This window comes from Streptomyces paromomycinus, assembly GCF_003865155.1.
GTDB classification, from domain to species: domain Bacteria; phylum Actinomycetota; class Actinomycetes; order Streptomycetales; family Streptomycetaceae; genus Streptomyces; species Streptomyces chrestomyceticus.
Window position 1 is genome coordinate 7830496 of the sequence record NZ_BHZD01000001.1, and the last position, 26038, is coordinate 7856533.

Here is a 26038-nt window from a genome sequence, read left to right on the forward strand (position 1 = left end):
CAGGGGTGGTCGATCACGGCCGTCCGGCGCCAGGGGTGCGCCTGTGACCAGCGGATGTCGGGAGTATTGCGGCCTTGGGCACAGCGCCGCCGAGAGGGAGGATGGCGGTGGACCCCCGCCGCGGTCCGTGCCCCACCGGGAGGACGGCGCGGCCGTGAACCATGAGGAGGCAGTGTGAGCGAGTCGCAGCCGGCCCGTACGGTCACCGGCGAGGACGAGGTCGTCGACCTGTGCCGGGACCTGATCAGGATCGACACGAGCAACTACGGCGACCATTCCGGCCCCGGTGAACGCGCCGCCGCCGAGTACGTGGCGGAGAAGCTCGCCGAGGTCGGCCTGGAACCGCAGATCATCGAGTCGCACAAGGGCCGCGCCTCGACGGTGGCCCGCATCGAGGGCACCGACCCGTCGCGGCCCGCGCTGCTGATCCACGGGCACACCGACGTGGTGCCCGCCAACGCGGAGGACTGGACCCACCACCCGTTCTCCGGGGAGATCGCGGACGGCTGCGTGTGGGGCCGCGGCGCGGTCGACATGAAGGACATGGACGCGATGACCCTCGCGGTCGTCCGCGACCGGCTGCGCTCCGGCCGCAGGCCGCCGCGCGACATCGTGCTGGCCTTCCTCGCCGACGAGGAGGCGGGCGGCGTGTACGGCGCCCGGCACCTCGTGGACAAGCATCCCGGCGTCTTCGAGGGCGTCACGGAGGCCATCGGCGAGGTCGGCGGCTTCTCCTTCACCGTCAACGAGAACCTGCGGCTGTACCTGATCGAGACGGCCCAGAAGGGCATGCACTGGATGCGGCTGACCGTGGACGGCACGGCCGGTCACGGGTCGATGACCAACAGCGACAACGCGATCACCGAGCTGTGCGAGGCGGTCGGGCGGCTGGGGCGGCACAAGTTCCCGGTGCGGGTGACCAAGACCGTACGGTCCTTCCTCGACGAGCTGTCGGACGCCCTGGGCACCGAGCTGGACCCGGAGGACATGGAGGAGACGCTCGCCAAGCTGGGCGGCATCGCGAAGATCATCGGTGCCACGCTGCAGAACACCGCGGCACCGACCCAACTGGGCGCCGGCTACAAGGTCAACGTCATCCCGGGCCAGGCGACCGCGGCCGTCGACGGCCGGTTCCTGCCCGGCCACGAGGAGGAATTCCTCGCCGATCTGGACCGGATTCTCGGCCCGCGGGTCAAGCGCGAGGACATTCATGCCGACAAGGCACTGGAGACCGGTTTCGACGGCCCGCTGGTGGCGGCCATGCAGTCGGCGCTGAAGGCCGAGGACCCGGTCGCGCGGGCCGTTCCGTACATGCTCTCCGGCGGTACGGACGCGAAGTCCTTCGACGACCTCGGTATCCGGTGCTTCGGTTTCGCGCCGCTCAAGCTGCCGCCGGAGCTGGACTTCGCCGGGATGTTCCACGGCGTGGACGAGCGGGTGCCGGTCGACGGACTGAAGTTCGGTACGCGGGTACTCGACCGGTTCATCGAGCAGAGCTGACCGGCGAACTGCCGCGGCGCGGCACGGAAAACCGGGCCCTGACGTGGTACGCGACCGGCACTGTCGGCCAGGTGTACGCATGTAGCCGGAACGGGTGAATGGCGTCATAGGCTCGTAGCTTCATCACCTTCTCCTCGTTGCAGAGGGTGCGGTCCGCGGCTGGGACCGCATTGCCAACAAGGAGGAATAATGATCAAGAAGGTCGTCGCTGCCGCGGCTGCCACCGGCGGTCTGGTGCTCGCCGGCGCGGGCCTGGCCGTTGCCGACTCGGGGACGCAGGGCGCCGCCCTGAACTCCCCGGGTGTCATTTCGGGCAACGCCGTCCAGGTCCCGATCCACGTGCCGATCAACCTGTGCGGCAACACGATTGACATCATCGGGCTGCTGAACCCTGCCTTTGGCAACACCTGCGTCAACGACTGACGCGGTGCCTGAATCCGTAAGGCTGTAACCCGGTCGGCTCCGGAGTGCGCGCCATGCACTCCGGAGCCGACGGGTGTTCCGGCCCGCCGCGCTACGCGCCGCGGGTCATTCGGAAGTCAGAGGCAGGGGAGAGCGAACCTATGCGACAGGTCGCGAAAAAGGGCCTGATCACGATGGCGGCAGCGAGCGGTGTACTGGCCGTCGCGGGCAGCTACGCGCACGCGGATTCCGGTGCGCAGGGGAATGCGGCGCATTCCCCCGGGGTGTTGGCCGGCAATGCCGCCCAAATTCCCGTGGACATCCCGGTGCAGGCCTGCGGGAATTCCGCGAACGTCGTCGGACTGCTGAATCCCGCCATGGGAAACACCTGTGTCAACGGCGGCGGCTCGCACGGCGAACGGGGCCAGGGCGCCAACAGCCGCGGTGGCGGCGGCGCCGGTGCCCAGGGCTCGGCGCAGGGCTCGCCCGGCGTCGGCTCGGGCAACCAGGTGCAGGCGCCGGTCCACGCGCCCGTCAACGCCTGCGGCAACTCCGTGTCGGTCGTCGGGATCGGCAACCCCGTCAACGCCAACGGCTGCGCGGGCGGGGGCGGCAGCACCGGCGACGGTACGGGTACGCGCACCGATCACGGCTCCTCGCCGGACACCCCGGCCGGACAGGACCCGCGGCCGTCCGACGGCCGCCCTGGCCCGCGGGCCCCGGGCGGTTCCGCGTCACCGGCCGAGGACCGCGCGGGCGAACCGGCCGGGCCGGTCACCCCGGACCACCGGCCGCACACGACGGACACGGCGGGCGCCGTGCAGGACCGGGCACCGCAGGTCCGGAAGGAGGAGTCGACGCCGCATACGCAGATCGTCACCCCGCCCGGGGGCGAGGAGCACTTCCTCGCGCAGACCGGTGCGGGAGCGCTCGGCATCGCGCTTCCGGCGAGCGCGGGTCTGCTGATCGGCGGTGCGGTGCTGTACCGCCGCGCGCGTTCCGCACGGGCCTGACCGGTCACCGGCGCCGCGGCCGGGAGCGGCCCGGCCGCCGGGCGCACCGAACGGGCGCCGACGGGGCCGGTCGTGCACCGGCCCGGCCGCGCCGTCAGGCCGGCACGTCAGAGCGGGTCCCGCGCCGGCGGGGCCCGCTCCGGCGTATGCGGAGCTGCCGGGAAGGGGGCTGCCGGGCCCCGGCGCGTACGGACCGCACGGAACCGGGGATTCCGGGAGCGGTCATGCGGTCCGGCCCGTGCCGCGGCGGCCGTGGCGGTTCACCAGGTCGCCCGGATCTGGCGGATGATACGGCGGCGCAGCCGCACCCGGCGGCTGCCGTCAGGGTTGAGGCGCAGGCGGTCCAACTCCCAGTGTCCGTACTCGGCATGGTCGGTCAGCAGGCGTGTGGCGGCCTTGCGGGAGACCCCTCGCGGCACGTACACATCGCAGAATTCGTATTCCGGCATCGCATCTATTGTGCGGGACCGGCCCCGGTACGGATAGCGTCTGCACTATGTCTGATGCTGCGCAGCCTTCCGCTGCCGAGGTACGTGCCGCCGCCGAGGCGGTCAAAGCCGCGCTGGACCGTCACCTCGACGCGGTCGAACACCGCTCGGGCCAGGACGACCCCGCCGTCTACGCCGCGTTCGACGAACTCGCCGCGGCGGCTGAGGCGTACGACGAGCTGCTGTACGACACCTATGACGAGGTCACTCCCTTCGAGATCCCCGGCAACGACACCCTGCCCGCCTACGCGGGCCCGGAGGAACCCAGCGCGCTCAGCGTGCTGATCCGCCGCGACTACGCGGTGGTCGAACCACAGCGGCTGCTGTCGCAGGCGCAGCGGATCGCCGATCTCGATCCGGAGTCGGCGGCCGACGCCGCGGCGGAGGCCAGGGCGGTCAACGGCGGTACGGGATCGGTGGCCGGCGTGGTCGGCAGCAGCGTGCACGCGGCGCTGGGCGTGCTCTTCGGGGAGTTCGAACCGGACGAGATCGCCACCCGGCACAAGGAGTTCGGCCTGGAGGAGGGCGACTCCACCCTGTGGGTCGTCGCCGCCGACGAGACGCCGGAACCGGGGGAGTGGCTGTCCGCGCCGTTCGACCAGACCGATCCGCAGCGGGTGGTGTGCCGCTTCGACGTCAGCTCCGTCTTCGACGAGGAGCTGGGCGCCGATGACGACGACGTGCTGGAGACGCTCGACGGGGATCGCTGACGGCGCACGGACGCCCTGCCGGGTGACGGGTGCCCGGTGCCGGGGCGGCGCGTACCGACGCGCCGCTCCGGCACCGGGCGTCGAGTGGTCAGCCGGCCGACGCGTCCGCCGTGGCCTGTGCCGTGTGGAGCTGGAGCAGCGTCCGCAGACGGGTGGTGCGCTCCTTCGCCGGAATTTCCGCGACCGCGCGCGGCAGCGCCTGGTCCACGCCCTGCACGACGGACAGATGGCGCTCGGCGCGGCCGAAGGCGGTGTACACCCAGGAGCGGGTGAGGCCCTTCGCGGCGTCGCCCGGCAGGACGGCCACCACGGCGGGCCAGCGCGCCCCGGCCGCCTGGTGGGCGGTGACGGCCCAGCCGTGCCGGACCGTGTCCGGGCCCACCCGCTCACGCGGCACGACCACGGGCGAGCCGGCGCAGTCCAGGTGCAGGCCGGCCGCGTCGGCGCCGGTGACCGTGCCGGTGACCGTACGGCCGGGGGCGGGCGAGTAGGCGACGCGGTCGCCCGGGTCGAAGCCGCCGAACCGGCCGGGGCCGGGGTTGAGCCGCTCCTTGAGGGCCGCGTTCAGCGCGCGGGTGCCCGCGGCGCCGCCGTGGCCGACGGTGACGACCTGCGTCTGCTCGGCGGGCACCCCGATCGCCCGGGGCACCGAGTCGGCGACGAGCTGGACGGTACGGTGCACCGCCTCGCCCGCATCACGCGCCGGAATGATCACTACTTCCTTGCCGGGCGCCTCGACCTGGTTCAGCTCGCCGATGCCGATGCCCGAGACCAGCTCGCCGACCGGCCCGAAGTCCGGGGTGCGGGAGGCGACCTGCGGGCAGCAGCGGGCGGCCAGTACGTCCGCGAAGAGCCGGCCGGGACCGGCCGACCACAGCACGCCCGGGTCGCCGCTGAGCACCAGCCGGGCGCCGTCGGTCAGCGACTCCACGAGCAGCGCGGCGGTCTCCAGGTCCAGTTGGGGCGCGTCCAGGACGACGAGCAGGTCCAGGGCGAGCGCGCCGTCCGCGTCCCGGCCGGGGCCTTCGCGGCCGGCCAGCAGCCCGGAGAGCGTGACGGCGGCCTCGGCGGCGGCACCGGGCGCCGGGGCCGCGGCGAGGCCGGTGTACGGGTCGGCGGCCTCGGCGAGGTGCCGGGCCAGGCGGGCCCGGCCGTCCGGGGTGTGCGTGGCGCCGCACGCCCGGAGACCGAGCGCGCGGGCCGCGGCGATCAGCGCGGCGGGCTCGGCGCGGGCGGCCTCGGCACCGGTGTGCGCGACCAGGCCGCTGCGGGCCGCGGCACGGATCAGTCCGGCGGCGGAGGGGGAGGGGGCGGCCGCGGCGGCCGCCTCCCAGGCGGTGGCGGACGGCTGCCGTACGGCCCGCACGGGGATGTCGTCCCGTACGGAAGTGTCGTCCCGTACGGAAGTGTCGTCCCGCGCAGAGGTGTCGTCCTCCGGTGCGCCGTCGGCCGGCTCCGAGGGGCCGCCGTGCTCAGGTGCGCTGCTCGTGGCCGGTTCGCCGCCAGCGCCGGTGGGCCCGGCGTCGGCGGGTTCCTCGTCGGCGGGCTGCTCGTCGGCAGGTTCCTCGAAGGTGTTGAGCAGCCGCGCCAGGCCGTCCGCGACGCTCTCCTCGGCCATGGCGAACCGGTCCAGCCCGAGCAGGACCCGGACCGGCTGTTCCTCGTCCTCGTCGCCGACCGACGGACGCGCTCCGCCGGGCGTCTCGACGGCGTCCTGGAAGACCAGTACGGCCCCCTCGGCAATGGCCGTCTGCAGGGCCTCGTCCGGGTCCGGTACGGAGCGCTGGGCGAGCGCGGCGCGCAGCGCGGGCGCCTCCAGCGCGGAGTGCCCCGCCAGCGCGGCCTGCTCCAGCAGCCAGCCGACCAGGGCCTGCGCACGCCGGTCGTCGTCCGGCCCGCAGGCCGGGCCGAGCAGCGCCCGCGCGAAGCCGTCGGCCTGCTCGGGGCGGACGCCCGGCACGGAGAGCAGCTGCCACGGGTCCTCGCGCAGCGCCTCCGCCGCGCGCTCGCCGAGCGTCTCGGCGGTCTTCTCGGCCAGGGCCTCCGGGGCGCCGCCCGCCGTCAGGACCTGCCGCACGCCGTCGAGGCCGGGGGCCAGGTCCGCGGTCGTGGCCGGGTGGGGCGTCGTGTGCGCGGCGGGGGCGGGGCGGCCGCCGCCGTCACCGCCCGGGGCCGGACGGGTGTGGTCGGGGGCGCTCTCCTGGCCGGGCACCGCGGGGGCCTGCGGCGGGGCTCCCGCCGGACCGCCGCGCTCCGGGGTGCCCGTCGCGGGAGCCGGTACGCCGCCCTGGGGCCTGCGGGCGCCCGCTGCCGCGCCGGCGCCGCCCGACCGGGGTGACCGCTCGGTGAAGAACGAGTCCGCGGACCGCTCCCCGCTCTCCACGGCCCGCACGGCCGCCGCCAGCGCGGCGGCGCTGAGCTTCCCGCCCCCCTCGGCGGCCCGCCCGCCGCCCGCCGCCGCAGGCGCGCCCGCACCCGCCTCCGGGCCACCCGCAGCCCCCTCCGGGCCACCCGCATCCCCGGCCGCCGTCACATCCCCGGCTGCCGCCACGCTCTCGGCCGCCGCGTCCCCGGCTCCCGCCGCGTCCCCGGCTCCCGCCGCGTCCCCGGCTCCCGCCGAACCTTCGGACACACCGTCCGTGCCACCGTCCGTGCCACCGCCCGTGCCACCACTCGTGTCACCGCCCGTGCCGTCCTCCCTCCCGGCTGCCTCCGGTGCCGCCGTCGTGGCGGTCTCCTCGGGGGCGGTCTCCGGGCCGGGCGCGGTGGGCTCGGGCGCGTCCTCGGAGAGGCGGTCGGTACTCACAGCGTGCTCCAGTCGTGGTCGGGATAGTGGTGCACCGGGGCCGAGACATCGTCCAGGGCCCGGCAGATCTCGTCAGGAAGACTAAGGGTCTCCACTGACAACGCGGCTCTGAGCTGCTGCGCCGTGCGTGCGCCGACGACCGGGGCGGTGACTCCCGGCCGGTCGCGCACCCAGGCGAGAGCCACCTGCAGCGCGGTGACGGCGAGCCCGTCGGCGGCCGTGGTGACCGCCTCGACGATCCGGCCCGCCGTGTCGTCCAGGTACGGCGCGACGAACGGCGCGAGCTGCTCCGAGGCGCCCCGCGAGTCGGCCGGGGTGGCGTGCCGGTACTTGCCGGTGAGCACCCCGCGGCCCAGCGGCGACGAGGGCAGCAGGCCGACGCCCAGGTCACGCGCGGCGGGCAGCAGCTCCCGTTCGATGCCGCGCTGGAGGAGGGAGTACTCCATCTGGGTGCCGGCCAGCCGCGTACGCAGGGTCGGGGCGGACAGCTGCCAGGTCGCCGCCTTGGCGAGCTGCCAGCCGGAGAAGTTCGAGACGCCGACATAGCGCGCGCGGCCGGTGGCGACGGCGATGTCGAGCGCCTGGAGGGTTTCGTCGAGCGGGGTGTGCGGGTCGAAGGCGTGCAGCTGCCAGAGGTCCACGTAGTCCGTGCCGAGACGTTCCAGCGAGGCGTCCAGCGCGTCCAGGAGGTGGCGGCGGGAGCCGTCGACGCGGCGGTCCGCGTCCAGGACGCTGCCCGCCTTCGTCGCGATGACCAGGTCCCGGCGCGGCACCAGCCCCTCGCAGAGCCGGCCGAGCAGATACTCGGCGCCGCCGTCGGCATACACGTCCGCGGTGTCCACGAGGGTCCCGCCGGCCTCCCAGAACGCCTTGAGCTGCTCGGCGGCGTCGTGCTCGTCGGTGTCCCTGGCCCAGGTCAGGGTGCCGAGGCCGAGACGGGACACGCGCAGGCCCGTACGGCCGAGGTGCCTTTGCTCCATGGGCCCTGAGGTTACTGGCCCGTCGTCCGGCTCACGGGACCCTGTGGACAACCGGCCGCACGGTGCGCCGCCGGCCTGTGGACAACCCGGCGGCCCGCCGCGCCGCCGGTCCGCGGCCGGCCGGCCGGTGACGGCCGAGGCCACCCCGCGCTAGAGTCCCCGGAACACCGACGTTACTGATCAGTAAGGGGAGCGGTATGAAGCTCGGGATCAACCTCGGCTACTGGGGCGCCGGGATGGACGCGGACAATCTGGCCGTCGCGCAGGAGGCCGACCGGCTCGGCTACGCGGTGTGCTGGGCGGCCGAGGCGTACGGCTCCGACGCCCCCACCGCGCTCTCCTGGGTCGCCTCGCGGACCGAGCGCATCGACGTCGGTTCGGCGATCTTCCAGATCCCGGCCCGTACGCCCGCGATGACCGCGATGACGGCCGCCACCCTCGACTCGCTGTCCGGCGGCCGCTTCCGCCTGGGCCTGGGCGTCTCGGGGCCGCAGGTCTCCGAGGGCTGGTACGGCGTGAAGTTCGACAAGCCGCTGGCCCGCACGCGCGAGTACGTGGAGATCGTCCGCAAGGCGATGACCCGCGAGCGGCTGTCCTACGAGGGGCAGCACTGGACGCTGCCGCTGCCCGGCGGCCCGGGCAAGCCGCTGAAGCTGACGGTGCACCCGCAGCGCGAGCACATCCCGCTCTACATCGCCGCGATCGGCCCCAAGAACCTCACCCAGACCGGTGAGATCGCCGACGGCGCGCTGTTGATCTTCCCGTCCGCCGACCACCTGGAGGAGACGGCGATCACGCACATCCGGGCCGGCCGGGAGAAGGCGGGCAAGACCCTGGAGGGCTTCGACGTCTGCCCGACGCTGCCGCTGGCCGTCGGCGAGGACAAGGACGTCAGCGCGCTCGCCGACACCTTCCGCCCGTACACGGCGCTGTACGTGGGCGGCATGGGCAGCCGCAAGCAGAACTTCTACAACCAGCTCGCGCAGCGCATGGGCTACGAGAAGGAGGCCGCCGAGATCCAGGACAAGTACCTCTCCGGCGACAAGGAGGGCGCGGCGGCCGCGATCCCGCAGAAGCTGATCGACCAGACCACGCTGCTGGGCTCCGTCGAGCGCATCGCGGACCGGATGCAGGCGTACGCGGCGGCCGGCGTGACCACGCTGACCCTCGCGCCCGCCGGCTTCACGCTGGAGGAGCGCCTCGCCTCGCTGCGGGCGGGCACCGAGGCCCTGGAGCGCGCGGGGCTGGCATAAGGGGCGCGGGAGGCGCGCAACGGGCCCGGACGGCGGGAGCACCGGGCCGGGCGCCGGCCCCGGGCAAGCCTGCGGCCGTGGTGGGGGCTCGGGGGTCTTCCCCGCCACGGCCGTCACCCGGCACAACGCGGGGACGGCCCGCGTGGTTACGCCACGGTGCTCCGTCCGGCCGCCGGGCCGCCGTTCCGGACCTCTCCGGACCGTCTCCCGGACCGCCCTCCGCTCCACCTCCGGAGCCCCCTCCCGGCCGGACCGCCGGCTCCCCGCGACGTCACCTGTTCGGAGGAGATGGCCGACGCCACGGTTGCCACCTTCGCCGTACCGCACTTCACTCTTCTTCTGCGGGTGCGGCGTATCGGAGGTGTCCCGGTGCTCTCGGCCAGAAGCCTGTTCCAGGAGATTCTCGACCACGACGAGTCCTACCGGCTCTTCTGCTCCATCGCGGCCGGCGGCGAGGCCCAGGGGGGCTGGGAGAACGGGCGGATCGCCGTGCTGATCCCCGGATCGCTGCGTGCGCTGGCCCCCAAGGCCGCCCGGCACGGCGCCGACGAGGACAAGCACGGCCGCCTCTTCACCGCCCTGCTGCGCAAACGCGGCCTGGACCCGGTCCCCGTCCCCGAAGCCACCGACTACACCGTCCTGCTGGAGCGCCGCGGCATCGGCCTGGCCCACGACAGGCTGCGCCGCGACGAGCCGCTGACCGAGCAGGACGTCGTCACCTACCTCGCGCACAGCCGGGTCACCGAGCAGCGCGCCGCCGAACAGATGGACCTGCTCAAGAAGCACTTCGGCGGCCACCCGGACATCGGCCGGGCGGTCCTGATGATCGCCCAGGACGAGGAGAACCACCTCGCCTACTGCCACGAGGAGCTGCTGCGGCTGGCGGCGCGGGGCCACGGCCCGGCGATCCGGCGCACGCTGCGCGACGCGGCGCGCGTCGAGATCGAGGTCTACCGGGACGTCAGCCTGGCCGTGCTGGACCACATGGGACGCATCCTGGGCTGGCCGCGGCCGAAGTCCGCCCTCCTCGCCGCCGGCATCCGCGCCGTGTACGTCTACGAACGGCTCGCCGGATGGCGCCGGATGGTCTCGCTGCGGCTCCCGGAGCGGCGCGACGCGCTGGGCGGCCCGGCCGCCCCGGCGCCCGGGGCGGCCTGAGACGGGTGGCCGCTCACAGCCAGCCGCGGCGTTTGAAGAGGCGGTACAGCGACAGCTCGATGATCACCATCAGCAGCAGGATGCCGTAGTAGCCCCAGGACCATTTCAGTTCGGGCATGTGCTCGAAGTTCATGCCGTAGACGCCCGCGATCAGCGTCGGTACGGCCGCCAGGGCCGCCCAGGCGGAGATCTTGCGCATGTCGTCGTTCTGGCGCACGCCCATCTGCGCCAGGTGGGCGCTGAGGATGTCGGACAGCAGCCGGTCCAGGCCCTCGACGGACTCGTTGGCGCGGGTGAGGTGGTCGCCGACGTCCCGGAAGAACGGCCGCGCCTCGTCGTGCACGAAGGGCACGCCGGGGTTCTGCAGCCGCAGCATCGGCTCCACCAGCGGGTTGGTGGCCCGCCGGAACTCCAGCACCTCGCGCTTGAACGCGTAGATCGCGGCGGCGGTGTTGCCGCTGTCCGACCGGGACGGCGCGAACACCTCCGCCTCCAACTCCTCCAGGTCCACCTGGAGTTCGGTGGCCACCTCGATGTAGTGGTCGACCACCGCGTCACTGACCGCGTACAGCACCGCGGTGGGGCCGTGCCGCAGCACGTCCGGCTCGTGCTCCAGGCGGCGGCGTACGGCGGTGAGCGGGCTGGCCGTACCGTGCCGGACGACCACGACGAAGGAGTCCCCGAGGAAGATCATCAGCTCGCTGGCGGAGATGGCGCCCGCCGCGTCGTCGTACGCGATCGGTTTGAGCACCACGAACAGGGAGTCGTCGTACACCTCCAGCTTCGGCCGCTGATGGGCCTTGAGCGCGTCCTCCACGGCGAGCGGGTGCAGCCCGAACTCCCTGCTGACATGGTCGAACTCCTCCTGGGTGGGCTCGTGCAGCCCGAGCCACAGGAAGGAGTGACCCTCGGCGCGCGCCGCTTCGAGGGCGTCGGAGAAGTCTTCCGGCCCCTGGGTGCGGCGGCCGTCCTGGTAGATGGCGCAGTCGACGATCACACGGGGAATTGTCACTCGCCGCGCCGCGTCGTGCCAGGAGCCCCCGCCCGCGCACCCGGGGCGGCGGTCCCGCGTCCGGCACCGCGGCCCCGGGAACGTAGGCTGGCTGCCATGCCCACGCTGATCCTGGTGCGGCACGGCCGCTCCACCGCCAACACGTCCGGCCTGCTCGCCGGGCGGACACCCGGGGTGACCCTCGACGAGCGGGGTGCCGCCCAGGCCGCCGCGCTCCCCGGCCGCCTCGCGGACCTGCCGCTCGCCGCCGCCGTCAGCAGCCCGCTGGAGCGTTGCCTGGAGACCCTGCGGCCCCTCCTGGACGCCCGGCCCGGCCTGCCGCTGCACGTCGAGGACCGCATCAACGAGTGCGACTACGGCGACTGGTCGGGCCGCAAACTGGCCGAACTCAACGACGAGCCGCTGATGGAGGTCGTCCAGCAGCACCCGTCCGCCGCCGCCTTCCCGGGCGGGGAGTCCATGCGGGCCATGCAGGCCCGCGCCGTGGACGCGGTGCGCGACTGGAACGCCCGGATCGAGGCGGAGCACGGCCCCGAGGCGGTCTACGCGATGTGCTCGCACGGCGACATCATCAAGTCCCTCGTCGCCGAGGCCCTCGGTCTGCACTTCGACCTCTTCCAGCGGATCTCGGTCGAGCCCTGTTCGCTGACCGCGATCCGCTGGACCCGGCTGCGTCCCTACCTCGTACGCCTCGGCGACACCGGCCACTTCGGCGGGCTGGCGCCGCGGGCGGACGGCAGTACGGCGGCGGACGACCGGGACGCGGCCGTCGGTGGTGGCGCGGGCGGAGCGTGATCAGTGGGCGCAGTAGGGTGGTGCGACGGCGCTGCCTGCCACACCTCCTGCGTTCCGCACCCGGAAGCCACACCCACAGGAACCGCAGCGACCTCAAAGACCCCGCAGTCGAGCAAACGGAGCAGGACGTTGTCCCGTCAGGTGTTCTTCTACGACGCGCCGGACCGCTTCGTGGCCGGTACGGTCGGGCTGCCTGGCCGCCGTAGCTTCTTCCTCCAGGCGACGGCTTCCGGCCGTACCACCAGTGTCGCCCTGGAGAAGACCCAGGTCGCCGCGCTCGCCGAGCGCGTCGACGAGCTGCTGGACGAGGTGGTGCGCCGCAGCGGCGGCAACGCGCCCGTCCCCGCGGTGGCCCCCGCCGAACTGTCCGACACCGCTCCGCTGGAATCGCCGGTCGAGGAGGAGTTCCGGGTCGGCACGATGGCGCTCGCCTGGGACGGCGACGAACAGCGCATGATCATCGAGGCCCAGGCGCTGGTCGAGCTGGAGGCCGACACCGACGAGGACCTCGCCGAGGCCGAGGAGCGGCTGCTCCAGGACGACGAGAACGGGCCGCCGATGCTGCGCGTGCGCCTCACCGGCACGATGGCCCGCTCCTTCGCCAAGCGGGCCCTGGAAGTCGTCAACGCGGGACGCCCGCCCTGCCCGCTGTGCAGCCTGCCGCTCGACCCGGAGGGACACGTATGCCCGCGCCAGAACGGATACCGGCGGGACGCGTGATGCCGGGGGAGGAGACGGTGACGGCGGGCGGCGGAGCGGCCGGCCGGGCGGCGGACGGCCGTACGGGTGACGGCCCGGGGGGCGGCCGGGGTGACAGTCCGGACGGCGGACCGGACGGGCAGGCGAACGGCGACGGGAACGGCGGGGCGAACGGAAGCGGGAACGGCAGTGCGACCGGCGGCATATCCGCCCGCGCCGCGGGCCGCCCGGGACGGCTGACCGCCGAGGCCCTCACGCACGGCGAGCTGACCGTCCGCGGACAGGTCCGCGAGGCGTCCAACGCCGTCCTGTACTGCACGGTCACCCACGAGGACATCAGCGGCACCTGCGTCTACAAGCCCGTCGCCGGCGAGCGCCCGCTGTGGGACTTCCCCGACGGCACGCTCGCCCAGCGCGAGGTCGCCGCCTACGAGCTGTCCCGGGCCACCGGCTGGGACCTGGTCCCGACCACCGTGCTGCGCGACGGCCCGTACGGGCAGGGCATGGTCCAGGAGTGGATCGAGGCGGCGCCCGAGGGCGCGGAGCTGCTGGCGCTGGTCGAGGGGGAGGAGCCGGAGCCCGGCTGGAAACCGGTGGGTTTCGCCGAGGTCGGCGAAGGACGTACGGCGCTTCTGGTACACGCCGACGACGAGCGGCTGCGGCGCCTGGCCGTCCTGGACGCCGTGATCAACAACGGCGACCGCAAGGGCGGCCATCTGCTGCCCGCCGACGGCGGCCGGCTCTACGCCATCGACCACGGTGTGACCTTCAACGCCGAGGACAAGCTGCGTACGCTCCTGTGGGGCTGGGCGGGTGAGCCGCTGACCGAGGAGGCCCGCGAGGTGCTGGGGCGGCTCGCGACGGCACTGGAGGAGGGCGCTCCGCTCGCCGCCCGGCTCGCCGGACTGATCACCGCCGCCGAGCTGGCGGCGCTGCGCGCCCGGGTGGCGGACCTGCTGCGCACCGGCGTGCACCCGCGGCCCGGCGGAGACTGGCCGCCGATCCCCTGGCCGCCGGTCTGAGACGCGGTGGCGACGGCCCGCAGCACCCGCCGGGCCGCCGCTGAGGGGCGCCCCGGAGCCCGCTGTAGTACGTCGTAGCAGGCCCGGGGCCTTACCCGGGCCCGGGCGGCGGCTCCGTCAGCACAGATCTCCCCTCGGCACAAGAGTGTCATCTCGGCCAAGATCCGAGGTCCGGTTCGTATGCGGAACGTGCATCCGGTTACGCTCAAGGCATGCATGCATGGCCCGCTTCTGAGGTCCCCGCCCTGCCCGGCCAGGGCCGCGACCTGAGGATCCACGACACCGCGACCGGCGGACGGGTGACCCTCGCCCCCGGTCCCGTCGCCCGTATCTATGTCTGCGGCATCACGCCGTACGACGCCACCCACATGGGGCACGCGGCGACCTACAACGCGTTCGACCTGGTTCAGCGCGTGTGGCTCGACACGAAGCGCCAGGTGCACTACGTGCAGAACGTCACCGACGTCGACGACCCCCTCCTGGAGCGGGCCCTGGCCACCGGCGACGACTGGACCGCGCTCGCCGAGCGGGAGACCGCCCTGTTCCGCGAGGACATGACGGCCCTGCGGATGCTCCCGCCGCGCGAGTACGTCGGTGCCGTCGAGGCCATACCGTGGATCGTCCCGATGGTCGAGCGGCTGCGCGACAGCGGCGCCGCCTACGAGCTCGAAGGCGACATCTACTTCTCCGTCGAGGCCGACCGGCACTTCGGCGAGGTCTCCCGGCTCGACGCCGAGGCGATGCGGGTGCTGTCCGCCGAGCGCGGCGGCGACCCGGAGCGCCCCGGCAAGAAGAACCCGCTCGACCCGATGCTGTGGATGGCCGCCCGCGAGGGCGACCCCAGCTGGGACGGCGCCTCCCTCGGGCGCGGCCGCCCGGGCTGGCACATCGAGTGCGTCGCCATCGCCCTCCAGCACCTCGGCATGGGCTTCGACGTGCAGGGCGGCGGCTCCGACCTGGCCTTCCCGCACCACGAGATGGGCGCCTCGCACGCCCAGGCCCTGACCGGCGAGCACCCCTTCGCCCAGGCGTACGTGCACGCCGGCATGGTCGCCCTGAACGGCGAGAAGATGTCCAAGTCCAAGGGCAACCTGGTCTTCGTCTCCAAGGTGCGGCGCGACGGCACCGACCCGGCGGCGATCCGCCTGGCCCTGCTCGCGCACCACTACCGGTCCGACTGGGAGTGGACGGACGCGGTCCTGGAGGAGGCCGTGGAGCGGCTGGCGCGCTGGCGCGCCGCGGTCTCCCGCCCGGACGGGCCGTCGGCCGACGCGCTGCTGGAGGAGATCCGTACGGCGCTGGCGGACGACCTGGACTCGCCGGCCGCGCTCGCCGCGGTCGACCGCTGGGCCGCCGCCCAGACCGCGGACGGCGGCAGCGACGAGGGCGCGCCCGGCCTCGTGTCGCGGGCCGTGGACGCACTGCTCGGCGTCGCCCTGTGACGCGCTGACGAGCCGCGGACGAAACGGTTCGCCGCTGCCTTCCTTCCGGGGCGTTCCCTCTCACGAGGGAGCGCCCCGCTTCACTTGTCCGGCGTGCCCCGGCCGCCGCCCGCGCCCACCAGAACGGCGCTTTCCACGAGGCCGAGGAGCCGGTCGGCGCGCGGTGCGAGCGCGGGCTGGTCACCGGCCCAGGCGAGCATGGCGATCAGCGCGAACAGGTCCTCGCCGTCGATGTCGTCCCGGGCCGCACCGGCGGCCTGAGCCCGGGCGAGGAGCCGGGCACCGGCTGCGCGCAGCGTGACGCACGAGGAGTGCAGCGCGGAGTCGGGATCCTCGATGGCGGCTGCCATCAGCACCGTCACTCCGCGGTACTCGGTCGTCCAGGCGACACAGTCGCGGACCCAGGAGACGAGAGCGTCGCCGGCCGCCTGCGCGCGCTCCAGCTCGCCCGCCTCGGCTGTCAGGTCGCCGAAGCTCGTGTGCATCAGGGCTTCCAGCAGTGCCTCGCGGGTCGGGAAGTGCCGCAGCAGCGTCGCGAGCCCGACGCCGGCCGTGCGCGCGATGTCGCGCATCGACACCTCGACGCCCTGCTCGGCGACGGCGGTGCCCGCCACGGCGAGCAGCTGGTCACGGTTTCTCTTGGCGTCGGCCCGCATCGGTTCCTCGATTGACGAAACGGTTCACCGATCCATATATTCGGATCAGTGAACCGCTTACCTGGTTCACTGATCCAGATTAGCGTGTTCCGCGCTGCGTCAGGAGGAAGACCGTGCCCACCCGCACGATGAAGGCGATCCGGCTGCACGGGTTCGGCGGCCCCGAGGTGCTGCGTCACGAAGAGGTGCCGGTCCCCGAACCGGCGCCGGGCGAGGTGCTCGTCCGGGTGAGGGCGGTCGGTCTCAACCCGCCCGACTGGTACGTACGCGAGGGCATGCCCGGCATCCCTCCCGCATTCAGGCCCCCGTTCGACCTGCCGCTCATTCCGGGAACCGACATCTCGGGGACCGTGGAGGCCGTCGCCGCCGACGTCCAGGACTTCGCGGCCGGGGACGAGGTGGTGGGCCTGCTGCGCTTCCCCGTCCTGATGCAGAGCGGCGCGTACGCCGAGTACGTCACCGCACCGGCAGCCGACCTCGCCCGCAAACCGGCCGGCATCGACCACGCACACGCCGCCGGGCTGCCCATGTCGGGGCTGACCGCATGGCAGTACCTGATCGAGGTCGGACACGATCACCCCTCCCCGTTCCAGGAGGCCAGGCACCGCCCCGTCGCGCTGGGCGGCGACACCACCGTGCTCGTCAACGGCGCCGGCGGCGGAGTGGGCCACCTCGCCCTGCAACTGGCCAAGTGGAAAGGGGCCCACGTCATCGCCGTGGCCTCCGGCGCCCACGAGACACTCCTGCGCGACCTCGGTGCCGACGCGTACATCGACTACACCGAGCAGCGCCCCGAGGACATCGTCCGGGACGTCGACCTCGTCCTGGACACCGTCGGAGGGCCCGCCAGCCGGCGCTTCCTGCCCACCCTCAAGCGCGGCGGCGCACTGTACCCGGTGTACTTCGGGGAGTTCGACGACAAGGAGAACGCGGAGCTGGGCGTCACCGTCACCGGCACACAGGTTCGCGCCAACGGTGCCCAACTCGCCGAACTGGTGCGCCTGCTCGACACCGGCGCGATCCGCGTCGCGATCGACAGCACGTTCCCGCTCGCGGACGCCCGGGCAGCGCACGAGCGCGCCGCCCGGGGACACATCCAGGGCAAGATCGTGCTTACCGTGCCTTAGGGCCAATGCCGTTGCGTTATCGGTAGGCGTACTGTGCTGGCACGGTGTCGGGGGTGGTGCCGGTGGCCGAGAGTGTGCCCGAGCTGACGGGTCTTGGGGTGTTGACCTGGTTGTATCCGCCGGGTCTGGTGGACCGGGTGGTCGCGGCGTGCGGACGGTCCGAACAGCGCAGGCGGTTGTTGCCGGCCCGGCTGACGGTGTACTTCATGCTCGGTCTGGCGTTGTTCTCGCCGGCCTCGTATCTGGAGGTGCTGCGGCATCTGGTGGAAGGGCTGCGCGGGGCGGGGCTGTGGGGCGACTGGCGTCTGCCGGCGAAGTCGTCACTGTTTCGGGCGCGGGACCGGTTGGGGCCGGAGCCGTTGCGGGTGCTGTTCGCCGCCACCGCCCGGCCGCTGGCCGGGCAGGGGGTGCCCGGGGCCTTCTGGCGCGGGCTGCGGCTGCTCGCGGTGGACGGGACCTGCTGGGATGCGGCCGACACACCGGCCAACGAGCAGGAGTTCGGCCGTCCGGGCAACACCCGTCCCGGCAACAAGGCCGCGTTCCCGCAGGTGAGGATGGCCGCTCTGGTCGAGGTCGGCACCCATGCGGTCCTGGACGCGGAGGTGGCCGGCTGCCGCACCGGCGAGGTCACCTTGGCCGCCCGCCTGGTCCGCTCGTGCGGGCCGGGCCAGCTGGTCCTGGCCGACCGGGAGTTCCTCGGTGTGCCCTTATGGCAGGCGTTCACCGCCACCGGCTGCCATCTGCTGTGGCGGGTGCCGGCCAACCGGGTGCTGCCGGTGCAGCAGCACCTGCCGGACGGCTCCTGGCTCTCCGCGATCCATGCACAGACCGACGGCAAGAAGAACCATCCCGTGCGAGTGCGGGTGATCGCCTACCGGCTCCAGGGGGTGCCTGGCGCCGATCCGGACGGATACCGGCTGGTCACCGACCTGCTGGACGCCGGGCGGTATCCGGCTCGCGAGCTGGCGGGACTCTACCGGGAACGCTGGGAGATCGAGTCCGTCCTCGGTGAGATCAAGACTCACCAGCGCGGTGCCGGGGTGGTGCTGGCGAGCAGGACCCCCGACGGAGTACGCCAGCAGATCTGGGCCCATCTGCTGGTCCACCATGCGCTGCGGGAACTGATGACCAGAACTGCCGCCGCCCGCGGCATCGATCCCGACCGTATCTCCTTCACCGACACCCTGCGGGCCGCCCGGCGCAGCGTCACCACCACGCCGGGCGTCTTTTCCCCCTGAACTGCTTGTCGCCGCCCTCGCACGGCTCCGGGACGACCTTCTTGCCCGATTGCTGCCACCCCGACGAATCCGCAGCCAGCCCCGTGTCGTCAAACGCAAGATGTCCAACTATCGACTCAAGCGAGCCGAACACCGCACCTGGCCCCAGCCCGCCAGCAACCCCGCCGAAGCCATCGTCATCCGCGCACCATGAATCCTGCACCGATAACGCAACGGCATTGGCCTTAGGGCGTCCCTCCGGGCGTCCCGCGTCTCAGCGCCTGCCCGGCGCGAAGACGGCCTGCACGAGCCGCTGGGCGGCCGGGTTCACCGTCTCGGCCTTGGCGTCGACGGCGTTGACGGAGTACACGAGCGTCCGGCACAGGTTCCGGTCGGCGGCGAAGAGGGTGTTGTAGCCCGGGCGGGCCCCGGTCTTGCCCCAGACGATCCGGCCGCCGCCGAGATCCCGGCGTTCGAGTCCGGCGCTCAGCCGGGCGCCCTCGATGTCCGGGACGGTGAACATCTCCGCGTCCAGCAGCGGTTGCGGCACGAGTCTGCCCCGGAACAGCGCGACGAGGAACTTCTCCAGGTCGGCGGTGGTGGAGATCATGTCTCCGGCGGCCCAGCGGTCCGACATGTTCCACTCGGTGGCGTCCACCACCGCGCCGTTCGCCAGGCGCTGGTAGCCCCGGTGGTGCGGGCCGTGGATGCGCGGGTCGGGTCCGGCGGGGAACGCGGTGTGCGTCATGCCGGCCGGGCGGAAGATCCGGTTCCGCGCCTGGTGCGCGTACGTGTCGCCGGTGACCTTCTCGATCAGCAGGCCGAGCACGGTGTAGTCGATGTTGGCATAGCGCTGCTTCTTGCCCGGGCCCTCGTCCGGCCCCTCATAGGGGCCCTTGGCAGCGGACGCCGCGACGACGTCCTGCGGGGTGAGGGTCCGGAAGCGGTTCTCGTAGCCCTCGGCGTTCTCCGCGCCGAGGGACGCCCCCGGCTGCAGTCCGCTGGTGAAGGTCAGCAACTGCCGTACGGTGATGGGGTCGAAGGTGGCGGGCAGCAGGCCGGGCAGGTAGTGCTGCACGGTGCCGTCCAGGTCGAGCTTCCGCTCGGCGGCGAGCTGGAGCACGATCGCCGAGGTGACCACCTTGGTGGTCGAGCCCGCCCGGAACCGGGCGTTCTCCAGGGGGCCGCGCCCGGTCTTCAGGGAGCGGACCCCGGCGCTGCCGTGCCACGTCTCCTGCCCGCCCACGCGTACCAGCGCGGCGGTCGTGTCCCGGTCCGGCAGCCCGCGGAGGGCTTGTGCGAGCGCTTCGGTGTCCAGGCCGGGCTGCGGGGAGGACGGACTCGTACGGGTGCAGGACGCCCCGGCCGGTGCGGGCGCCGCGGCCGCCGGCACCGCGGTGACCCCCGCGACGAGCGTGGTGGTCAGGGCGGCGGCCAGGGCGACCGTACGGATGCGGGTACGCAAGGGTGCTCCAAGGGGTGGGCGAGCCGGGGCTCGTTCGTACGAAGACGAAGAGCAGCTTCTCCCGCACGGGCTCACCAAAGATCACCGATGAGGAGGAGCCCACCCTGGCCGTGCCTTAGGGGGCGACCCGGAGGCCGCCCCTGGCGGCGTCAGTCCTCGGAGTCGTCCGCCCGGCCGTCCACCCGGTCGTCCGCCCTGTCGTCCCCGCGGCCGCCCTCCGACGGCCCCTTGGTGTCCGGCTTCCCGGCCCTCGGGTCCGGGGCGTCCTGGCCCCCTGCATCCGCGCCCGTGGACTCCGCCGCGCCCGCGGGCTCGCCGTTCGGACTCTTGGACTCCCTCGGCTCCTTCGAGTCCTTGGAATCCTTGGCGTCCTTCGGCTCCTTGGCCGCCGGCTTCGGCGGGCGGGTGCGGCCGCTCGCCGTGTCGCGCAGATACGAGCCGTCGCGGCCGTCGGCCACTCCGCCCTCGGTCGCCAGGCCGGGGCCGGCCTGCGGGTCGCGGCGCCGCAGATAGCGTTCGAACTCCCGGGCGATGGCCTCGCCCGACGCCTCCGGGAGGTCGGCGGTGTCCCGCGCCTCCTCCAGCGACTGGACGTACTCGGCGACCTCGCTGTCCTCCGCCGCCAGCTGGTCCACGCCCAGCTGCCAGGCGCGCGCGTCCTCGCTCAGCTCGCCCAGCGGGATACGCAGGTCGAGCAGGTCCTCCAGGCGGTTGAGCAGGGCCAGGGTCGCCTTCGGGTTCGGCGGCTGCGAGACGTAGTGCGGCACCGCCGCCCACAGGCTGACCGCCGGGACGCCCGCGTGGGTGCACGCCTCCTGGAGGATGCCGACGATGCCGGTGGGGCCCTCGTACCGGGTCTCCTCCAGGTCCATCGTGCGGGCCAGGTCCGGGTCGGAGGTGACACCGCTGACCGGCACCGGCCGGGTGTGCGGGGTGTCGCCGAGCAGAGCGCCCAGCACCACCAGCATCTCCACGCCCAACTCGTGGGCGAAGCCCAGGATCTCGTTGCAGAACGAGCGCCAGCGCATGCTGGGCTCGATACCGCGCACGAGCACCAGGTCGCGCGGCTTGCCCTTGCCGTCCGCGTCGGCGATCCGCACGACGGAGAGCCGTGTGGTGGGCCACGTGATCTTGCGGACGCCGCCGTCCAGCCAGACCGTCGGGCGGTTGACCTGGAAGTCGTAGTAGTCCTCCGCGTCCAGTGCGGCGAACACCTCCCCCTTCCACTCCCGGTCCAGGTGCGCGACCGCGGCGGAGGCGGCGTCGCCGGCGTCGTTCCAGCCCTCGAACGCGGCCACCATGACCGGGTCGATCAGCTCGGGAACTCCGTCGAGCTCGATCACCCAGCGCCTCCTTCCGACCGGCGCCGCCTCCTCGGGGCGGTCACCGGCAGCAGTTCCATTGCGTGCGCCCCCAGCCTACGGCGTCCGTGGGACCCCGACGCAGCCCCTGTGCACGAACGAGTGTGCATACATCCGACGTGTTCGGATTCCGTCCGGCCCGCCTCCCGACCGCCTCCCGTGCGCCCTCCGCGGCCGGCCGGACCCCGCCCCGCGTCCGGGTTCGGACAGCGGCGGGCAACTGCGCCGCGCCCTCTGGACGGTGGTGGGAAGCGGCGCTATACATCGGAGATCCGGGAAAGGTCCGATGTCCGTCCGCACCTCGCCGGAGGCGTACGCATGGCCGTCACCGCATCCGCGCCCGTCACGGAGGTCGAGGTCCACGACGTCCGCTTCCCCACCTCGCGGCGGCGCGAGGGCTCGGACGCCATGAACCGGGACCCCGACTACTCCGCCGCCTACGTCGTCCTGCACACCGCCGACGGCGGCCGGGGGCACGGCCTGTGCTTCACCATCGGCCGCGGCAACGACCTCGCCGCCGCCGCGATCCGCGCCCTCGCCCCGTCCGTGACCGGCCGCCCGGCCCCCGCGACGGCCGCCGGGCTGGCCGCCCTGCACCGCGACCTGACCCACGACTCGCAGCTGCGCTGGCTCGGCCCGGAGAAGGGCGTGACGCACATGGCGGCCGGGGCGCTCGTCAACGCCGCCTGGGACTTGGCCGCCACCCGCGCCGGCCTGCCGCTGTGGGCCTTTCTGGCCGCCATGCCGCCCGAGGAGCTGGTCTCCCTCGTCGACTTCCGCCACCTCACCGACGCGCTGACCCCGGACGAGGCGCTGGCGATCCTGCGGGCCGCCGCACCCGGCCGCGAGGAACGCGCCGCCCGGCTCCGCGCCGAGGGCTACCCCGCGTACGCCACCTCGCCCGGCTGGCTCGGCCACGACGACGCCACGCTCGTACGGCTGGCCGAGCGGGCGGTGGCCGACGGGTTCGGGCAGATCAAGCTCAAGGTGGGCGCCGACCTCGGCGACGACCTGCGGCGGCTGCGGCTGGTACGGGAGGCCGTCGGGCCCGAGGTGCGCATCGCGGTCGACGCCAACCAGCGCTGGGACGTGGCCGACGCGGTGCGCTGGACGACCGCGCTCGCGCCGTACCGGCCGTACTGGATCGAGGAGCCGACCAGCCCCGACGACATCCTGGGACACGCCGCCGTGCGGGCCGGCCAGCCGGTCAAGGTCGCCACCGGGGAGCACGCCGCCAACCGCGTCGTCTTCAAGCAACTGCTCCAGGCCCGGGCGGTGGACTTCGTCCAGATCGACGCGGCCCGGGTGGCGGGCGTCAACGAGAACCTGGCGATCCTGCTGCTGGCCGCCAAGTACGGCGTGCCCGTATGCCCGCACGCGGGCGGGGTCGGGCTGTGCGAACTGGTGCAGCACCTGGCGATGTTCGACTACGTGGCGGTGTCCGGGAGCCGGGAGGGCCGGGCGATCGAGTACGTCGACCACCTCCACGAGCACTTCACCGACCCGGCCGTCGTGGAGGGCGGCCGCTACCGGGCACCCTCGGCCCCCGGCTTCTCGGCCCGCATGAAGCCCGCTTCGGTCGCCGCGTACCGCTTCCCGGACGGGCCGGTGTGGCGGGCCGGGGGAGAAGAGACCGCGGAAGCCGGGGGACAGGAGACCGCGGAAGCCGGGAGAGAGGGGGCCGCGGAATGAGCGGCGCCGCCGGACCGCATACATCCTCGGCTCTTACGGAAGGGCGCGACTTCGCCGGTATGGCGGCGATCGTCACCGGCGGCGCCTCCGGCATCGGCGCAGCCACCGCCGCCCTGCTGCTGCGCCGCGGCGCCCGCGTCGCCGTACTGGACCGCGACCCGGCCGGGGCGCCGCCCGGCACCCTGCCCGTCACGGCCGACGTGACCGACGACGACGCCGTACGGGCAGCCGTCGCGGCGGCCGTGGACGCGCTGGGCGGAGCGCTGGACACCCTCGTCGGCAACGCGGGCATCGGCGCCGTCGGCACGGTGGAGGACAACGCCGACGAGGAGTGGCGGCACGTCCTCGACGTCAACATCCTGGGGCTGGTGCGCACCGCGCGTGCCGCCCTGCCGCACCTGCGGCGCACGGCCGCCGCCCGCCCCGGCCGTGCCTCGATCACCCACACCTGCTCGATCGCCGCCACCGCCGGACTGCCGCAGCGCGCACTGTACAGCGCCAGTAAGGGAGCCGTGCTCTCCCTCACCCTCGCCATGGCCGCCGACCACGTCCGCGAAGGCATCCGCGTCAACTGCGTCAACCCCGGTACGGCCGACACCCCCTGGATCGGGCGGCTGCTGGACCAGGCCCCCGACCCGGCGGCCGAGCGGGCCGCGCTCAACGCCCGGCAGCCGACCGGCCGGATGGTCACCGCGGACGAAGTGGCCGCCGCCATTGTTCACTTGGCGTCCCCGGCCGCTTCCGGCATCACCGGCACCTCCCTCGCGGTTGATGGCGGGATGCAGGGACTGCGCCTGCGGCCCGCCCCCTGAGCCGTACGGGTCGTACGGCCCGGGGAGGCGGGCCGCGCTGCACAGCCGTACACCTCGACCAGGGACGGGACCATGAGACTGCGTAGTACCGGCCGGCGCGGCAGCTTGTGCCGTACTGATCGCCGCAGCGCTCACCGACTGGAAGGGCGAGGCGGCCTCCGCCAAGTAGCAGAGCCTGCTGGCCCAGCAGGACCGAGAAGCAGAACCGACGACCGGGACCAAGGAGGCCGACATGCCGTACCTACCCCACGGCCGACGGCGGCTGGGCCGTACGGACGTGACCGTACCGCCCCTCGGACTGGGCTGCGCGCCCCTCGGCAACCTCTACCGGCCCCTCACCGAGGACCGCGCCCAGCAGACCGTACGCGCCGCCCTCGACACCGGCGTCCGCCACTTCGACACCGCGCCGCACTACGGACTCGGCCTGTCCGAGGAGCGTCTGGGCCGCGCGCTGGCCGGGCGTGACCGCGCCTCGTACGTCCTGTCCACCAAGGTCGGCCTGCGGCTGCGGCCCCTCGCGCCGGGCGAGGCGGTGGACGGCCAGGGCTACACCGCCACCCCGCCGCGCGCCCGCGTACGGGACCTCACCCGCGACGGCATCCGCCGCACGCTCGACGCCTCCCTGGATCGGCTCGGCGTCCCCGCCGTCGACATCGTCTATCTGCACGACGTCGAAGGCCGCGCCGCCGAGGTGTACGCGTCCGGCTTCCCCGCCCTCGCCGAACTGCGCGCGCAAGGCGTGGTCGGCGCCATCGGCGTCGGCATGAACCACAGCGGCCCGCTGGCCCGGTTCGTCGCCGACCTCGACGTGGACGTGGTGCTGTGCGCCGGGCGCTGGACCCTGCTCGACCAGCCGGCCTTCGACGACCTGCTGCCGGTCTGCGTGCGCCGCGGCACGTCGGTCGTCGTCGGCGGTGTCTACAACTCGGGGCTGCTGGCCGACCCGTCGCCCGGCGCGCCGTACGACTACGCGCCGGCCCCCACCGCGCTGGTGGAGCGGGCGCGGCGGCTCGGCGCCGTGTGCGCGGAGTTCGGCGTCCCCCTCAAGGCCGCGGCCCTGCGCTTCCCCTTCGGCCACCCCGCCGTGGCGGGCGCTCTGGTCGGCGCCGCGTCTCCGGAGGAGGCCCGGGAGAACGCCGAACTGTTCACGTACGACATCCCCGACGCCCTCTGGCACGCGCTCGCCGACCGCGGCCTGCTCGCCCCCGGCCTGCCCCTGCCCACCGCCGACCCCGGAGCGCGCCCGTGACGCTCCCGCCTGGCCGCATCGACCCGCACCACCACCTCCGGGACCTGCCCCGCCGCCCGCAGCCCTGGACGGACGGCGCCTGGGCCGACCCGATCCGCCGTACCCACGCCCTCGACGACCGCACGAGGAGGGGGAGCTCGCCGAGGAGCGCCTGCTGCCGCGCGATCACCTGGGGGCGATCGTCCGAGCCGTACCGGGGGCCGGTACTGCCGTGCACCCCGGCGTGAACGGCCGTACCTCCGCCCTCCCCGCCCCGTGCCGACCTGACCAGCCCCGGCCCGGCCGGCCCGGACGCACCGTCCGGATTCCGCCAGCTCCGCCGTCCACCGCGCACGAGGATCGAGTCATGTCGCCGAGGGCGACAGATCGCGACATCTCGATGGACAGCGCGACGGGCGCAGCGAACACGAAGGGGCGGACATGACGACCGCACAGCTCGACGGCAAGGTGGCACTGGTGACCGGCGGCAGCCGGGGGATCGGGGAGGCCGTCGCGGTGCGGCTCGCCGCCGACGGGGCCGATGTGGTGTTCACCTACCGCGGGGAGGCGGCCCGCGCCGCCAAGGTGGTGGTGCAGATCGAGGCGCTGGGGCGCCGTGCCCGGGCGGTGCGGGCCGACAGTGCGGACGCGGCGGCCGTGCGGGCGGCCGTGGACGGCACGGTGGAGCGGTTCGGGCGGCTGGACATTCTGGTCAACAACGCGGGCGTGGGTGTGCTGGGGCCGGTCGAGGAGATCGCCGAAGAGGACGTGGACCGGGTGCTGGCCGTCAACGTCCGAGGGCCGTTCCTGGCCGCGCAGGCCGCCGCCCGCCGGATGGACGACGGCGGGCGCATCATCGGCATCGGCAGTTGCATGGCCGGGCGCGCCCCTTTCCCCGGCGGCACGCTGTACGCGACGAGCAAGGCCGCGCTCACCGGCCTGACCAGGACCCTGGCCAGGGAACTGGGCCCGCGCGGCATCACCGTCAACCTCGTCCACCCGGGACCGGTCGACACCGACATGAACCCCGCCGACGGCGAGAGCGCGCCGACGCAGGCCCAGTTGACCGCGCTCGGGCGCTACGGGCAGCCGTCGGACATCGCGGCGGCCGTGGCGTACCTGGCGGGGGAGAGCGGCCGGTACGTCACCGGCGCGTCGATCGCGGTGGACGGCGGGTTCACCGCCTGACCGGGACGGGGA

At 73.8% G+C, this 26038-nt stretch carries 24 protein-coding genes; 17 read left to right on the forward strand and 7 right to left on the reverse strand.

From position 1 onward, the window contains the following. The first annotated feature begins 174 nt into the window (after nucleotides 1–174). From OEIGOIKO_RS33770 to OEIGOIKO_RS33780, 3 genes are all read left to right on the forward strand, one after another. Nucleotides 175–1500, forward strand: a complete 1326-nt coding sequence (locus OEIGOIKO_RS33770) for a M20/M25/M40 family metallo-hydrolase (RefSeq protein WP_125057224.1) — start codon at nucleotides 175–177, stop codon at nucleotides 1498–1500. Between the two features lie 189 nt (nucleotides 1501–1689). Next, nucleotides 1690–1923, forward strand: a complete 234-nt coding sequence (locus OEIGOIKO_RS33775; protein WP_031010739.1) for a chaplin — start codon at nucleotides 1690–1692, stop codon at nucleotides 1921–1923. Between the two features lie 140 nt (nucleotides 1924–2063). Next, nucleotides 2064–2915: a chaplin gene (locus OEIGOIKO_RS33780; protein WP_125057225.1), complete on the forward strand. Its 852-nt coding sequence runs from the start codon at nucleotides 2064–2066 to the stop codon at nucleotides 2913–2915. Nucleotides 2916–3175: 260 nt separating this feature from the next. Here the strand turns inward: OEIGOIKO_RS33780 and OEIGOIKO_RS33785 are convergent, their stop codons facing one another. Then, a complete protein-coding gene (locus OEIGOIKO_RS33785; RefSeq protein WP_003986762.1) occupies nucleotides 3176–3364 on the reverse strand; it encodes a DUF5703 family protein in 189 nt (62 codons plus the stop codon). A gap of 47 nt (nucleotides 3365–3411) precedes the next feature. On the opposite strand from OEIGOIKO_RS33785, the gene OEIGOIKO_RS33790 reads away from it, so the two are divergent. Continuing rightward, nucleotides 3412–4113 (forward strand): hypothetical protein, encoded by a 702-nt coding sequence (locus OEIGOIKO_RS33790; protein WP_125048006.1) that lies wholly within the window; start codon nucleotides 3412–3414, stop codon nucleotides 4111–4113. A gap of 88 nt (nucleotides 4114–4201) precedes the next feature. Here OEIGOIKO_RS33790 and OEIGOIKO_RS33795 read toward each other — a convergent pair whose 3' ends face one another. Beyond that, a complete protein-coding gene (locus OEIGOIKO_RS33795; RefSeq protein ID WP_125057226.1) occupies nucleotides 4202–6919 on the reverse strand; it encodes a helix-hairpin-helix domain-containing protein in 2718 nt (905 codons plus the stop codon). Next, entirely contained in the window at nucleotides 6916–7899 is a 984-nt protein-coding gene (locus OEIGOIKO_RS33800; protein WP_125057227.1) for an aldo/keto reductase, read from the reverse strand. Before OEIGOIKO_RS33800 ends, OEIGOIKO_RS33795 begins: the two co-directional genes overlap by 4 nt. 197 nt (nucleotides 7900–8096) lie before the next feature. Between OEIGOIKO_RS33800 and OEIGOIKO_RS33805 the strand changes: the two genes are divergently transcribed. Both OEIGOIKO_RS33805 and OEIGOIKO_RS33810 read left to right on the forward strand, forming a co-directional pair. Next, complete coding sequence (locus OEIGOIKO_RS33805; protein ID WP_125057228.1) at nucleotides 8097–9152, forward strand: LLM class F420-dependent oxidoreductase; 1056 nt, start codon at nucleotides 8097–8099, stop codon at nucleotides 9150–9152. A 369-nt stretch (nucleotides 9153–9521) separates the two neighbouring features. After that, entirely contained in the window at nucleotides 9522–10310 is a 789-nt protein-coding gene (locus tag OEIGOIKO_RS33810; RefSeq protein ID WP_125059311.1) for a ferritin-like domain-containing protein, read from the forward strand. Between the two features lie 13 nt (nucleotides 10311–10323). Here OEIGOIKO_RS33810 and corA read toward each other — a convergent pair whose 3' ends face one another. Continuing rightward, on the reverse strand, nucleotides 10324–11307 hold the full coding sequence (gene corA, locus OEIGOIKO_RS33815) for a magnesium/cobalt transporter CorA (RefSeq protein ID WP_125057229.1): 984 nt from the start codon (nucleotides 11305–11307) through the stop codon (nucleotides 10324–10326). A gap of 111 nt (nucleotides 11308–11418) precedes the next feature. Here corA and OEIGOIKO_RS33820 point away from each other — a divergent pair, with 111 nt between their 5' ends. From OEIGOIKO_RS33820 to mshC, 4 genes are all read left to right on the forward strand, one after another. Continuing rightward, on the forward strand, nucleotides 11419–12117 hold the full coding sequence (locus tag OEIGOIKO_RS33820; RefSeq protein WP_125057230.1) for a histidine phosphatase family protein: 699 nt from the start codon (nucleotides 11419–11421) through the stop codon (nucleotides 12115–12117). Nucleotides 12118–12246: 129 nt separating this feature from the next. Then, complete coding sequence (locus tag OEIGOIKO_RS33825) at nucleotides 12247–12837, forward strand: DUF3090 domain-containing protein (RefSeq protein WP_078624393.1); 591 nt, start codon at nucleotides 12247–12249, stop codon at nucleotides 12835–12837. 182 nt (nucleotides 12838–13019) lie between these two features. Further along, nucleotides 13020–13838 carry an SCO1664 family protein gene (locus OEIGOIKO_RS33830; RefSeq protein ID WP_125059312.1) on the forward strand — a complete coding sequence of 273 codons (819 nt, stop codon included), beginning with the start codon at nucleotides 13020–13022 and terminating at the stop codon, nucleotides 13836–13838. A gap of 212 nt (nucleotides 13839–14050) precedes the next feature. After that, entirely contained in the window at nucleotides 14051–15280 is a 1230-nt protein-coding gene (mshC, locus tag OEIGOIKO_RS33835; protein ID WP_125057231.1) for a cysteine--1-D-myo-inosityl 2-amino-2-deoxy-alpha-D-glucopyranoside ligase, read from the forward strand. Nucleotides 15281–15360: 80 nt separating this feature from the next. Here mshC and OEIGOIKO_RS33840 read toward each other — a convergent pair whose 3' ends face one another. After that, nucleotides 15361–15936, reverse strand: coding sequence for a TetR/AcrR family transcriptional regulator (locus OEIGOIKO_RS33840; RefSeq protein WP_125057232.1), 576 nt, complete (start codon nucleotides 15934–15936; stop codon nucleotides 15361–15363). Nucleotides 15937–16064: 128 nt separating this feature from the next. Between OEIGOIKO_RS33840 and OEIGOIKO_RS33845 the strand changes: the two genes are divergently transcribed. Beyond that, nucleotides 16065–17063, forward strand: a complete 999-nt coding sequence (locus OEIGOIKO_RS33845; protein ID WP_125059314.1) for an NADP-dependent oxidoreductase — start codon at nucleotides 16065–16067, stop codon at nucleotides 17061–17063. A gap of 62 nt (nucleotides 17064–17125) precedes the next feature. Beyond that, nucleotides 17126–18301 (forward strand): IS4 family transposase, encoded by a 1176-nt coding sequence (locus tag OEIGOIKO_RS33850; protein WP_246177715.1) that lies wholly within the window; start codon nucleotides 17126–17128, stop codon nucleotides 18299–18301. 253 nt (nucleotides 18302–18554) lie between these two features. Here OEIGOIKO_RS33850 and OEIGOIKO_RS33855 read toward each other — a convergent pair whose 3' ends face one another. After that, entirely contained in the window at nucleotides 18555–19745 is a 1191-nt protein-coding gene (locus OEIGOIKO_RS33855; protein WP_125057234.1) for a serine hydrolase domain-containing protein, read from the reverse strand. Between the two features lie 149 nt (nucleotides 19746–19894). Then, the gene (locus tag OEIGOIKO_RS33860; RefSeq protein WP_125057235.1) at nucleotides 19895–21088 is read right to left on the reverse strand and encodes a PAC2 family protein; all 1194 of its coding nucleotides are present in this window, start codon (nucleotides 21086–21088) and stop codon (nucleotides 19895–19897) included. Nucleotides 21089–21424: 336 nt separating this feature from the next. Here OEIGOIKO_RS33860 and OEIGOIKO_RS33865 point away from each other — a divergent pair, with 336 nt between their 5' ends. The 5 genes from OEIGOIKO_RS33865 (at nucleotide 21425) to OEIGOIKO_RS33885 (ending at nucleotide 26026) form a co-directional block, all read left to right on the forward strand. Beyond that, nucleotides 21425–22798: an enolase C-terminal domain-like protein gene (locus OEIGOIKO_RS33865; RefSeq protein ID WP_125057236.1), complete on the forward strand. Its 1374-nt coding sequence runs from the start codon at nucleotides 21425–21427 to the stop codon at nucleotides 22796–22798. After that, entirely contained in the window at nucleotides 22795–23610 is an 816-nt protein-coding gene (locus OEIGOIKO_RS33870) for an SDR family NAD(P)-dependent oxidoreductase (protein ID WP_125057237.1), read from the forward strand. The genes OEIGOIKO_RS33865 and OEIGOIKO_RS33870 overlap by 4 nt, the downstream gene beginning before the upstream one ends. Before the next feature lie 232 nt (nucleotides 23611–23842). Then, the gene (locus OEIGOIKO_RS33875; protein WP_125057238.1) at nucleotides 23843–24859 is read left to right on the forward strand and encodes an aldo/keto reductase; all 1017 of its coding nucleotides are present in this window, start codon (nucleotides 23843–23845) and stop codon (nucleotides 24857–24859) included. Continuing rightward, nucleotides 24856–25086 (forward strand): hypothetical protein, encoded by a 231-nt coding sequence (locus tag OEIGOIKO_RS33880; protein WP_125057239.1) that lies wholly within the window; start codon nucleotides 24856–24858, stop codon nucleotides 25084–25086. Before OEIGOIKO_RS33875 ends, OEIGOIKO_RS33880 begins: the two co-directional genes overlap by 4 nt. Before the next feature lie 193 nt (nucleotides 25087–25279). Beyond that, the gene (locus OEIGOIKO_RS33885) at nucleotides 25280–26026 is read left to right on the forward strand and encodes a 3-oxoacyl-ACP reductase family protein (protein WP_125057240.1); all 747 of its coding nucleotides are present in this window, start codon (nucleotides 25280–25282) and stop codon (nucleotides 26024–26026) included. Nucleotides 26027–26038 lie beyond the last annotated feature (12 nt).

What these genes read in the sequence shown, in the direction of transcription:
- OEIGOIKO_RS33775 (WP_031010739.1), top strand. Translation starts at nt 1,690, where the DNA reads ATGATCAAGAAGGTCGTCGCTGCCGCGGCTGCCACCGGCGGTCTGGTG.
- OEIGOIKO_RS33780 (WP_125057225.1), top strand. Translation starts at nt 2,064, where the DNA reads ATGCGACAGGTCGCGAAAAAGGGCCTGATCACGATGGCGGCAGCGAGC.
- OEIGOIKO_RS33785 (WP_003986762.1), bottom strand. Translation starts at nt 3,364, where the DNA reads ATGCCGGAATACGAATTCTGCGATGTGTACGTGCCGCGAGGGGTCTCC.
- OEIGOIKO_RS33790 (WP_125048006.1), top strand. Translation starts at nt 3,412, where the DNA reads ATGTCTGATGCTGCGCAGCCTTCCGCTGCCGAGGTACGTGCCGCCGCC.
- OEIGOIKO_RS33800 (WP_125057227.1), bottom strand. Translation starts at nt 7,899, where the DNA reads ATGGAGCAAAGGCACCTCGGCCGTACGGGCCTGCGCGTGTCCCGTCTC.
- OEIGOIKO_RS33805 (WP_125057228.1), top strand. Translation starts at nt 8,097, where the DNA reads ATGAAGCTCGGGATCAACCTCGGCTACTGGGGCGCCGGGATGGACGCG.
- OEIGOIKO_RS33820 (WP_125057230.1), top strand. Translation starts at nt 11,419, where the DNA reads ATGCCCACGCTGATCCTGGTGCGGCACGGCCGCTCCACCGCCAACACG.
- mshC (WP_125057231.1), top strand. Translation starts at nt 14,051, where the DNA reads ATGCATGCATGGCCCGCTTCTGAGGTCCCCGCCCTGCCCGGCCAGGGC.
- OEIGOIKO_RS33840 (WP_125057232.1), bottom strand. Translation starts at nt 15,936, where the DNA reads ATGCGGGCCGACGCCAAGAGAAACCGTGACCAGCTGCTCGCCGTGGCG.
- OEIGOIKO_RS33845 (WP_125059314.1), top strand. Translation starts at nt 16,065, where the DNA reads ATGAAGGCGATCCGGCTGCACGGGTTCGGCGGCCCCGAGGTGCTGCGT.
- OEIGOIKO_RS33865 (WP_125057236.1), top strand. Translation starts at nt 21,425, where the DNA reads ATGGCCGTCACCGCATCCGCGCCCGTCACGGAGGTCGAGGTCCACGAC.
- OEIGOIKO_RS33870 (WP_125057237.1), top strand. Translation starts at nt 22,795, where the DNA reads ATGAGCGGCGCCGCCGGACCGCATACATCCTCGGCTCTTACGGAAGGG.
- OEIGOIKO_RS33875 (WP_125057238.1), top strand. Translation starts at nt 23,843, where the DNA reads ATGCCGTACCTACCCCACGGCCGACGGCGGCTGGGCCGTACGGACGTG.
- OEIGOIKO_RS33885 (WP_125057240.1), top strand. Translation starts at nt 25,280, where the DNA reads ATGACGACCGCACAGCTCGACGGCAAGGTGGCACTGGTGACCGGCGGC.